We start from the raw sequence: 11536 nt of genomic DNA on the forward strand, positions 1-11536 counted from the left end.
GGGGCAGATGAGGGCAGAAGACGAATTCAGTTGACCGATTCGGGATCGGAAATGGCCCACTCTATGGCCGGGCCGATATGCTCGTTCCAGAAATTCCAGTCATGGGTCCCTGCGCTTTCAATATAGTGATGAGGAATTTTCTCTTGAGTTAAATAATCATGGAACCGCCGGTTTACGTCAAGCAGAAAGTCCTGATTCCCGCATGCCATGTAAATCTCTGGAACCTGAGCCCCCTGTTCCTTCAATTGTTTGGCCAATGCTTCCGGATCCTTGTCGCTGCCAAGAAGCTGATTCAGATCCCCGAATACGCGCTTGTAGTAATTATAGTCGGCAATGGCATCCTGATAACCCGGGGACAACCCGGCAATGGTGTAAGGAATGAGCGCGGAGGAGAGGGCAAGGATCCGGCTGAACTGGTCGGCATACTTCAGACCGTTCCGAATCGCTCCATACCCGCCCATCGAGAGTCCGCCGATGAACGTATCTTTCCGCTCTGCGGACAGCGGGAACATCTTGCGAGTGAACTGGAGCAGCTCCGCGCCCAGGAATTCCCCGTACAGCTGGCCCTTGTCCTCGTCGTCAAGGTAGAAGTGATTCTCTCCCGAGGGCATAAATACGGCGATGTTGTATTTATCGGACAGTTCCCGGATCCGAGAGAAATAAATCCAATCCGTATGATTGCCGGAATATCCGTGCAACAGATATAACGATTTTAACGGTTTGGCCTCCACCTCAGGTTGACCCGAAATCGGCGGGGCATCCAAAGGAATCAGCGCGCTGAGCGTGACTTCCCTTCTCATGGATCGCGAGAAAAATTGGATCTGTAACATGGCCATACGGTTATTCCTCCTTGTTTTTGTTGAAGAAATCAAATCCGATATTCAGTCCATAGCCCGTACTCATCGATGTACTCGATCACCGATTGGTTCGTGTTCAAATCGACGTGAAGTAAACAGCTCTTGTCTCCCTGGCTCCAGCGCAATCGAATCTCGGGGTCCGGCGATTCCAGCACCTGAAACTCTCCGTCAAACGCCGGATAGGTGTTGCGGAAACGAATCAGCTGCAGGATCCGTTGGACAACTTCCTCCCCCAACGCCCGATTCATTTCCTCTACGGTATAATTATGCCGGTTGATCTCCCTGCCTTCCCCCGTCTCCTTCACGCGGTCCAGATCATTCGCGCCTGCAAATAATCCCGTGTAGTAGACCTGAGGAATCCCGGGAGTGAAGAATTGAATCGCTCTTGCGGCAAGATAGGCGTCATCGTCCTCTCCCAAGGCGCTGTAATACGTACAACGGATCTGGTGAACGTCGAAGCCGTCCTCCGCCTTATGCTCGTCGGACAGGATCAGACTCAGGTTCGCGCCTCTTTGCACGCAAATTTCCACCAGCTTGCGCGCGGATTCGGTATCGATCAGCTCGTCCAGGTCCGGCTTGACCGGGATTCCGTCATGGCAATCCAGCATTGTAAACTGCTTGTGCGGCCGGATGTTCAGATAATGGGTAAGCGCTGCGGCATTCTTCGTAAGAAGCGCTTCGAGAATCCGGTAAGGCAGGATGAAATCGTAAATCCAGAAGCCGCGATCCGCCAGTTTGAATTGCGTCGAGTAATGCGCATGAACTTCCGGCAGCAGCTCGATGTCGAGCGAATCCGCCAACGCTTTGATCTCGTCCAGAAACTCGTAGATCTCCGGCTCTACGAAGAAACAGCTGGTACCCAGCTTTTTGATGACATATCCGACGGCGTCCAACCGGACGATTTTGACGTTCTGCTGTTTGAAATTCTCAAAGAATGAACGCAGGAGCTGCCGCGTCTGCGGGGAACGAATGTCCAAGTCGATTTGCTCCGACGGATCCGTCTTGCCAAAGGTGGTCCACACCCGCTCCTGGTTGCCGCCGGCTTCAAAGGTCGAATAAGGCAACGGGCGGCGGAGAAACATTTTGTCGATGTCCTCCTGAACCGGCTCCCCGTCCTGCCACACTTTATCCAGCGTAAGAAACAAATCGGCATACTCGGACGACCGACCCTTCAACAGAAAATCCTGAAAATAAGGCGACTGCCTGGAAATATGATTCACCATCAAGTCGACCAGTACATCAAACTTCTCCCCGATCGCCCGAATGTCCTCCCATGTTCCGAAGCGGGGTTCAATCTCCAGATACGTCAGCGGCGCAAAGCCGCGGTCTCCGGACGAGGGGAAAGGGGGCAGGATATGAACGCCGCCCGCAAAGATCTCGGAGAAATGCCGCGTCAGCATTTCGTTAAGCGTCCGAAGATCCCCGCCCATGGAGTCGGGATACGTGATCAATTGAACTTTATTTTTCAGCGACATGCTTATGTCCTCCTATAACCCAAACTGCGCTTGAATGGATTCAAGCTTCGGCAGGTCGACCACAGCGCCTAAATGCTTCAGTTTGTAGGCGCTCACGGCAAAACCCAGCTTCAATGATTCCCTGACAGTATAACCCTGAAGCAAGGCCGCGTAAAATCCGGACCAAAATGCATCCCCGGCTCCCGTCGTATCCACAACCTCGGTGGCCAGGGTCGGGAAGCTGACCGTCTCGTTCCCGTTGGACACGATCGCCCCTTGTTCCCCCAGCGTCATAATGACCAATTTCGCGCCCAGACTTAAAAAACGATCGATCTGCTTAAACGGATCCGCCTTGCCAAATAACCGCTCTGCATCATCCTCCGAAGGCTTGACGATATCCACTTTAGGGAGGATCGATTTCACATACTCCACACCGTCTTCGCCGGGTTGCCAAATCATCCTGTGATAGTTGGGGTCGAAGCCGATCAACCGCTCTCGCTTCCGGGCCTCCTCTATCACTCTCTCGATGACGCGCCGGGAAGGCTCGCGCGAAATCGGCCAACACGAGAAGTGAACCGCTTTGGATTGGTCCAAGGCTTGCTCCAGCTTCGTATCATAGGCCAAGCGATAATCGGCATCCCGATAGAAGATCGGGATCGGCGAGGCTTGACTCTTGGTCAATACAACCAGGCTGGTAGCCGCATCCACCCGCTGGATGCCGTCAGTGTTCATGCCGCAGGCTTCCAGGCGTTGGGTCAAATATGAACCCAGCCCATCTTGTCCAACTGCGGAGACGATTCGGGAACGAATTCCCAGTTTGCTGGCATTGATTGCGATGTTCGAGGGCGAGCCGCCGGGAAACCGGGTATATCCGTCTCCCCGGGATTCCTCTCCATACTCATTGGCTATCATGTCTACGAGCAGCTCGCCGACGGTTAAGAGATCGTTGGGTGCCGCTTCAAACGTGAATCGATCATCAAGATAGATCATACTGATTCCTCCCTGAGTTCCTGGTTAGCGACGGAATGCCCTTGCTAGAGCATTTAAGTATCCGTCTTTGGTGCGTTTGCTGACTTCCGCGCCGGGGACCGAATGCTCAAAAGCATGGTAGCCTCCCGGATACAGCTGGAATTCCACGTCAACGCCGTCCCGGGCTAGACGCGCCACAAACTCGATTGTCTCGTCCCGGAACGGGTCCAACTGGCCGACGCAGGTATACGTCGGAGGAAGATCCGCCAGGCTCTGAGCCCGGCTTGGCGCAGCATAAGGAGAGATCTCCCCGTTGGCGTGCTCGCCCAGATACATCTTCCAAGCCGCCAGATTATTGGCCCGATTCCATACAGCCGGATGGGTGATTTCATAGCTGGAAGGGGTGACGTTACGGTCATCGATCATCGGATAGAGCGGCATTTGAAAACAAATGGCAGGTCCGCGGCGATCGCGCGCGAGAAGCGCCAACGCCGCCGTCAACCCGCCGCCGGCGCTTGGCCCGCCGATGGCGATTCGCTGAACATCAATGCCAAGCTCGGCCGCATTCCCGGCCACCCAGACCAGCGCCGCATAACAGTCTTCGATCCCCGCCGGGAACGGATGCTCCGGAGCGAGGCGGTAATCCGGCGAGAAGACGATACAGCCCGCGGCCTCCACAAAGCTTTGGCAGATCCCGTCATCCACGCCGGGATCGCCGAGCACATAACCCCCGCCGTGCAGCCACAGCAGGGCCGGAAGCGCTTCCCCAACTTGATCCGCCGGCTCATATACCCGCATTAACATGGACTGTCCGTCCGCCCCCGGGATAGGACGATCTGCGATCCGTACGTGCCGGGATCGGGGCGCATCGTTCGGCGGGATCATCCGGGCTTTCGCCAGGTCTTCCGGCAATTGAAAAGGCGGATTCAACGTCAAGCCCTGCTTCAACTCCGGAGCTACTTGATCAATAAAATTCATCTTCATCTCTCATTTCTCCTCAACGCCGATAAATTCGTGTTTCAAGGGGGTAAAGCTTAAATGCTCATGCTGCAGGCTTACACCGTTCCCTTGGAATTGGAAAGTTAGCCGGTCGTAGTGCGGGGAGTCGGGAGGGTAGACATAAATTTCAAATCGGCTGCGATCCAGCCATACGCCCCGTACCGCCGCCTTCTCACTGCCCCGGTGATGATCCTCCCATTCCCCGATGCCGGCGATAAGCTGATGCTCCCCTTGATGATCCCACCATTGAAAGATGCAGCGGTTCTCTGTAAACATGAAGCCGATCCGCTGCACACCTTGTTCATTGCTTTGGATGGAATAACGCTTGCGGGAGGTATCCCAGGGCAGACTCCGCAGGCCGTCTTGTTCCCCAAGCTCCAGTGAGTTCAGTTTGCTGGCGAGCCGATCCTTTACTGCCGCATCCGGCTCTGGCAGAGGTTCGTTCATGGAAGGAAGCAAATGCTGCCAAATGGCGTCCATCACCCCTTGCATGTCCTGTAAACCGCCATGGATAGCGATAACGGCATCCTGATCGGGAAGGACGATGCAATACTGGCCAAATGCCCCGTCCCCCCGATAGGCGTTATGGCGGCATCTCCAGAACTGGTATCCGTAGCCTTGAATCCAATCGATATTGATCGGCTGCCCCTCCGGGGGGACGATCGGCCGGTTATCGACCTGGCGCGAGCCGGCTTGTTCGATCCATTCGGAGGCGATCAGCCTCCGCCCGTTCCATTCGCCCTTGTTCAGAAGAAGCTGACCGAACTTGGCGATGTCCTCGGTGCATAGCTTGAGCCCCCACCCCCCGGTATTTTCGCCGTGAGGCGCTTGTTCCCAAGCCGGCCGGTCAATCCCTAAAGGCGCAAACAGGCGAGGCTGTAAATAGTCCACCAGCCGGCTTCCCGTCACTCGCTCGAGAATTGCTCCCAACACATGGCTTGCTCCGCTGTTGTAGAGGAAATGAGTGCCGGGAGCCTGGGTCACGGGATGCTCCATAAACCCTCTAATATAGTCGCGGTCGCTCCGGTCCCCTACTCGGGCTGCCGTCGTGTGCTGAAGAAAGTCCCCGGCAACTCCAAAGCGGGCCGTATCCGTCTCATGCCCGGTCGTCATGGTCAATAAATGCCGAATCTTCATATCCCCTATATTTAAGCCTATTGCGCCGTGATCCAACTCCGGGAAATAGGCAAGAACCCGCTGATCTAATGAGAGCTTGCCTTCTTGAACGGCAAAGCCCGCCGCGAGCGATGTAAAGCTCTTGGTCAGCGAGTACAAGGCATGGGGAATCGCCGGATGATACGGCTTCCACCAGCCTTCGGCCAGAACATACCCGTGACGCAAGATCATAAAGCCATGAAGCTCCAGCTTTCGCCGCTCGATCTCCTCCAGGAAAGACAAGATGCCGGAGGAAGAGACTCCTTGCATCTCCGGTTGGCTTCGCGGTAATGATTTCGTGACTGTCATGGAAGTATCCTTTCTTATCTACTAAGTTATGATAACCGGTTGACATATCGAATGAAAATCAAAGCCGCTGTTGCAACCGGCGGCTTCATCTCGAATTTTGAACCTCATGTCGTCTCCCGTTCAATTAATTGGACCGGGAACGAATTCACCTTGGGCACTTCCTCCCCTTCCAGCTGTTTGACGACCAACTCGATGGTGCGTTCGCCCATCTCACGGATTGGCTGCCGGATCGTGGTTAGCTGCGGCGAAACCAACGTGGCCACTTTGACATCGTCATAGCCGATGATTTTAAGGTCGCGTGGAATGTTCCGGTCTAGCTGACGGCAGGCTTGAATCACCTCGGCGGCGATCACGTCGCTGCTGGCAAATATCCCGTCCACTTGCGGATGTTCGCTCAGGAAACGAACCACCTCGCTCGGATTGCTTGGCTGATCGTCGTCCGTAATCTCCAGTTGCAGATGAATCGGCTTAAGGCCGGCGACGGCTAATTCCTCATCGTACCCTTGCGCTCTCGCATTGGCTAACAAGGCGCCATGATGCGGTCCACCGATGCCGCGATAGATGTAGACGGGATGTTGGCAGCCTTTATCGATGAACAACTTGGCCGCAAGCTTCCCCCCAAGGTAGTTATCTGAAGTGACGATCGGAATATCCTCGGCCACGGTGCGGTCGAAAGAGACGATTGGCAAATTTAAATTCAAATAATGCTCAATTTCCAACCCCGAGCTGCCCATGATAATGGCGTCCACTTGATTTTTCTTCAGCATTTCGATATATTTCCGCTCTTTGGCAATGTTGCGATTCGAGTTGCAGAGCAGCAGCTTGTACCCTTCTTGATCGGCATAATATTCGAGGTAATAAGCCAATTCGCTGAAGAAAGGATGGGAAACCGCCGGAATAATCAGTCCGATCATATTCGATTTTCTGCGAAACAAGGCGCGCGCCATCTCATTGGGCTGATAGTTTAACTCCTTCATCACCTGATGCACTTTATTACGCGTCTTCTCGCTGATATATCCCCGATTGTTAAGCACACGGGAGACGGTGGTTACGGAAACCCCCGCCCGTTCCGCCACATCTTCGATTCTGGGCATGAAATCCCACCTTGCCGTTTTTATAAACAATTATACCCGGTTTATTCCGTTTTTTCAGCCAGGCTCGCCTTCGGTTTATTTCAAGGCGCCTTCCGTAATCCCTTTAATGATCTGCTTCTGAAGGAACAGATAAAGCACGAGTACCGGAATGACGGTCAGGATCAACCCGGCCATCAGCGGCGCAAAGTCCACGGAATAGGACGAGAAGAAGTTGAACGTGGACAGCGGCAGCGTCCGGTGCGCCGGAGACAGCAATACCAAGCTGGGAAGCAGATAATCGTTCCAGATCCAGAGGATATCCAAGACGATCAACGTGACGAATACCGGCTTCAGCAAAGGCAACACGATTTGAAAGAACGTCCGCAGCCGGGAGCTTCCCTCAATAAACGCGGATTCCTCCAGCTCGAAGGGAACGCCTTTGATGAAGCCGTGGAACGTAAACACGCCAAATGGTACGCCAAATCCCAGATACATGAACAATAAGGTGATTTTCGAGTCTAACAGATCCATATTTCCGTACAGCATGACCAGCGGAATCATCAGGACCTGAAAGGGAAGGGTAAGTGACGCCAACATCACGAAGAAAATAATCGAGTTCACCTTCCATTTGAACCGGACAAACAAATATCCCGTCATCGCCGAGAAAATCAGAATGATAAAAACCGCTACGACCGTGATGATCAGGGAATTCAAGAAGCCGTGCAGAAAATCCATTTTACCGATCGCGCTCGCATAATTCCCAAAGTGAAAGTTGGTCGGCAAAGATAACGGATTTTCGACGAACTGTTGGGTCGTCTTGAACGAGTTCATGACGATTAACAGAAACGGCGTCAGAAAGAGGAGCAGGAACAGGTAAAGCAGCGTCGTCTTCACCCCTGGCGCAATCGACCCAGCCTTCATTACGATTCCACCTCCAGTTTCTTGAGCAGGTAAGATTGCGTCAGCGCAATGATGGCGACCACCGCAAACAACACTACCGCTTCCGCTTGGCCTATCCCGTATTGATTGGACAGAAAGGCCTTTTGCACAATATGATAAGTAGCCAGTTCGGTGGAGTTAAACGGCCCTCCCTTGGTTAAGGCTAAATTGATATCGTAAGTCAAGAAGGAACGCGAAATGGAGATAAAGATACAGATGACGGTCGCCGGGATGGACAGCGGAAGAATGATCTTCCGAATGACCGCCGAGCGATCGGCTCCATCGATGCTTGCCGCTTCCAGCACATCCCCGGGAACTCCGGAAAAGCCGGCGATGTAGATAATCATCAAGTAACCGATCAACTGCCAAGCCGTCGCGATCACCAGCGCCCAGAAGGCGGTATTCGTATCCGTCAGCCAAGAGGTTGAGAACAAGGGCCATCCATACTTATTGCCTAGATAAGGGAGCACCTGGGAGAATAACGTTTGCCACAAATAACCCAGGACAATCCCGCCGATCAGATTCGGCGTAAAGAAGCCGGTCCTTAGCCACTGCTCCCCCTTCGCTCCCGAAGTCAACGCCAGCGCAATGAAGAACGCCGCCCCGTTGGCAATCAGGACCGTAAAGAACACATATTTGAGCGTAAACCACAGCTGGCCCAGAAACACTTTATCGCTAAACACTTCGTAGTAATTGGCAAATCCAATAAGCTCGCTATTGGCCGTTCGAACATCCCAATTCGTAAACGTCAGATACAAGCCGACGAGAAACGGAATAACCACAACGGCGGCGAAAGCAAAAATGGAGGGCCCGCCGAACAGCAGGAACGTTCCGGCATTGGATAATACGCTTTTCTTCTTCATGTTGCCGCCCCTTTGATTACATCCATTTATTTTGATCGAGAAATGAGGCGGGCGAGGCGAGGCCTCCTCCCGCCGTCTGTCCCATCAACGAATCTTTATTTTTTTCCTTGATATTCCCAGTATTCTTGAACTTCGTCCGCCAGGCCCTTGCGATCGACCTTATCGACGAGGTATTTTTGCATCGCCGCGCCTGTCTTAGCCCAGTAATCCTGCGGCAGGTAGTTGATCACGCCGATGTTCATCACTTTGCCTTGATCGACATATTGAGATACCGCATCGGAGATGATGTTGCTGCCCTTCACTTTGACATCCTTATAAGGCATGGACAATCCCATCTGCGAAATGATCGCTTCTTGCCCTTGATCGCTTGTGACCATCCATTCGATGAACGCTTTGGCCGCTTCCTGCTGCTCCGGCGTCGATCCTGCGTTATCGATCGCAAACAATTTCGGTTCGCTGTAGGCGATTTGACTGTTGCCGTAATCGTCCGGATTGTTGCTGATCGGCACCGGAATCACGCCGAATTCCTGATCGCGTCCTTCAAGCGGCCCGACTACCGCCCAGGTCCAATCGCCCATGAAGTAGAAGGCGGCATCGCCTTTAGCGAAATCAGCACTGTCTTTGTTATAGTCCGCCACGAGCGGGTCATTCTTCCGGGCGTTATACTTCTTCAACAGGTCAAAGGTATCCATCAGCCCGTTGAATTGCGGGTTGTCAATCAGCTTCACTTCACCGCTCTGCAAGGACTCCATGAATTTCCGGTTGTCGTCGACACTAGCGGACTGCAAGGAGTACGCCAGACCCAGATAATGCGATCCGAGCGACCAATCCGCACCATGGATCATCACCGGCGCTTTGCCTGCCGCTTCAATCTTCTGGAACAACGCTTCCAGATCATCGCGGGTTTGGATCGAAGCCGGGTCAAAGGCGCCCCCGATCGCTTCCTCAACCACCCGTTTGTTATACAGCAAGCCGTAGCCTTGCGCAGTCCACGGGATGCCGAGGAATTTCCCATCCAGCAGCGCCCCTTCTACTGCGCCGGGTTGGGTCAGCCCTTCATATTTGGCTTTCTCCGATTCCAGGTCCAGGAAGGAATCTTTATACTGCAAAATAGTGCCCGCATCTAGGTTCGCAATGGTGGCCGGGTTGCCGGAAGCTAATAGAGACTGGAATTTCTCAATTTGCGCCCCGCCGATCGGCGTAGGAATGAGTTCAACCGTAACGTTCGGGTGAAGCTCATGATACGTTTGGAACAGCTTCTCGAATACTTCGTTGACTTCAGCCGAGGTGTTAAAGAAGGTGAGCTTCACTTCCTTCTCCGTTTGCTGCGCCGACTCACCGCCCTGATTGTTTGCCGCGGCTGGAGTATTGCTGTTAGCATCGCTGCCCTTGGAGCATGCCGCCAACAGAGACATGAGCAGAACCAGGCAAATCGTCATTTTTAACCCTTTCGATTTCTTCAAGACCCTTCCCCCTAATCCTCATTTGTATGCGCCTTCATGATCTGCGCACCTTTATGATAACCGGTTGACATATATTGTGTCAACCGGTTATCATAAATCGCCTTCGCAGCCTCCAATCCAGCGTCCCCTTCTCCTCCCCCTTCATAAAAAAATCGACTCGAGCGAATCCCCCATGCGCCCGGGCCGATTGGTTTGCTCACTTATCCGGTTGATCGGCGGCATGAGCGGGAATCCAGCCTGCCAGCACCGCTCCGCCTTCCTCATGGTTGCTTGCGGCAAGTTCGCCGCCGTGTTGCCTTATGATTCTTTGCGAAATGGTCAAGCCTAACCCGCTGCCGCCGGTCGAACGGTTTCTTGAAGCTTCCCCTCGATAGAGCGGTTCAAAGACGTGCTTCAGTTCCTCTGCGGAGAACCCCGGTCCCGTATCACGGACCGCAAACCTAATTTTGCCGTCGTCTTTATGGCATTGAACGGTGATTTCCCCGCCGATGGGTGTATGTCTGACGGCATTCTCCAGAATGTTGTTCATCGCCCGTTNAACACTACCGCTTCCGCTTGGCCTATCCCGTATTGATTGGACAGAAAGGCCTTTTGCACAATATGATAAGTAGCCAGTTCGGTGGAGTTAAACGGCCCTCCCTTGGTTAAGGCTAAATTGATATCGTAAGTCAAGAAGGAACGCGAAATGGAGATAAAGATACAGATGACGGTCGCCGGGATGGACAGCGGAAGAATGATCTTCCGAATGACCGCCGAGCGATCGGCTCCATCGATGCTTGCCGCTTCCAGCACATCCCCGGGAACTCCGGAAAAGCCGGCGATGTAGATAATCATCAAGTAACCGATCAACTGCCAAGCCGTCGCGATCACCAGCGCCCAGAAGGCGGTATTCGTATCCGTCAGCCAAGAGGTTGAGAACAAGGGCCATCCATACTTATTGCCTAGATAAGGGAGCACCTGGGAGAATAACGTTTGCCACAAATAACCCAGGACAATCCCGCCGATCAGATTCGGCGTAAAGAAGCCGGTCCTTAGCCACTGCTCCCCCTTCGCTCCCGAAGTCAACGCCAGCGCAATGAAGAACGCCGCCCCGTTGGCAATCAGGACCGTAAAGAACACATATTTGAGCGTAAACCACAGCTGGCCCAGAAACACTTTATCGCTAAACACTTCGTAGTAATTGGCAAATCCAATAAGCTCGCTATTGGCCGTTCGAACATCCCAATTCGTAAACGTCAGATACAAGCCGACGAGAAACGGAATAACCACAACGGCGGCGAAAGCAAAAATGGAGGGCCCGCCGAACAGCAGGAACGTTCCGGCATTGGATAATACGCTTTTCTTCTTCATGTTGCCGCCCCTTTGATTACATCCATTTATTTTGATCGAGAAATGAGGCGGGCGAGGCGAGGCCTCCTCCCGCCGTCTGTCCCATCAACGAATCTTTATTTTTTT

Annotated in this window: 10 protein-coding genes and 1 pseudogene; all 11 read right to left on the reverse strand. The window is 53.3% G+C overall.

Annotated features, from left to right (window positions below):
* Positions 1-26: 26 nt before the first annotated feature.
* On the reverse strand, positions 27-836 hold the full coding sequence (locus BN3795_RS20500) for an alpha/beta hydrolase (RefSeq protein WP_068786550.1): 810 nt from the start codon (positions 834-836) through the stop codon (positions 27-29).
* Between the two features lie 32 nt (positions 837-868).
* Positions 869-2332, reverse strand: coding sequence for a sucrose phosphorylase (gtfA, locus tag BN3795_RS20505; RefSeq protein WP_068786551.1), 1464 nt, complete (start codon positions 2330-2332; stop codon positions 869-871).
* Positions 2333-2344: 12 nt separating this feature from the next.
* Entirely contained in the window at positions 2345-3301 is a 957-nt protein-coding gene (locus tag BN3795_RS20510; RefSeq protein ID WP_068786552.1) for a carbohydrate kinase family protein, read from the reverse strand.
* A 24-nt stretch (positions 3302-3325) separates the two neighbouring features.
* Positions 3326-4258, reverse strand: a complete 933-nt coding sequence (locus BN3795_RS20515) for an alpha/beta hydrolase (protein ID WP_068786572.1) — start codon at positions 4256-4258, stop codon at positions 3326-3328.
* Between the two features lie 9 nt (positions 4259-4267).
* Entirely contained in the window at positions 4268-5743 is a 1476-nt protein-coding gene (locus tag BN3795_RS20520) for a serine hydrolase domain-containing protein (protein ID WP_068786553.1), read from the reverse strand.
* 104 nt (positions 5744-5847) lie between these two features.
* Complete coding sequence (locus BN3795_RS20525; protein ID WP_068786554.1) at positions 5848-6837, reverse strand: LacI family DNA-binding transcriptional regulator; 990 nt, start codon at positions 6835-6837, stop codon at positions 5848-5850.
* A 75-nt stretch (positions 6838-6912) separates the two neighbouring features.
* Positions 6913-7737, reverse strand: a complete 825-nt coding sequence (locus tag BN3795_RS20530; RefSeq protein WP_068786555.1) for a carbohydrate ABC transporter permease — start codon at positions 7735-7737, stop codon at positions 6913-6915.
* Positions 7737-8618 carry a carbohydrate ABC transporter permease gene (locus BN3795_RS20535; RefSeq protein WP_068786556.1) on the reverse strand — a complete coding sequence of 294 codons (882 nt, stop codon included), beginning with the start codon at positions 8616-8618 and terminating at the stop codon, positions 7737-7739. Before BN3795_RS20535 ends, BN3795_RS20530 begins: the two co-directional genes overlap by 1 nt.
* A 95-nt stretch (positions 8619-8713) precedes the next feature.
* Entirely contained in the window at positions 8714-10081 is a 1368-nt protein-coding gene (locus BN3795_RS20540; protein ID WP_068786557.1) for an ABC transporter substrate-binding protein, read from the reverse strand.
* A gap of 196 nt (positions 10082-10277) precedes the next feature.
* Positions 10278-10616, reverse strand: a pseudogene (locus tag BN3795_RS20545) (sensor histidine kinase); the annotation flags it as partial.
* On the reverse strand, positions 10607-11431 hold the full coding sequence (locus BN3795_RS20550) for a carbohydrate ABC transporter permease (protein WP_068786559.1): 825 nt from the start codon (positions 11429-11431) through the stop codon (positions 10607-10609). The pseudogene BN3795_RS20545 and the gene BN3795_RS20550, both read right to left, overlap by 10 nt.
* Positions 11432-11536: the final 105 nt, after the last annotated feature.

It is taken from the genome of Paenibacillus phocaeensis (genome assembly GCF_900021165.1).
GTDB classification, from domain to species: domain Bacteria; phylum Bacillota; class Bacilli; order Paenibacillales; family Paenibacillaceae; genus Fontibacillus; species Fontibacillus phocaensis.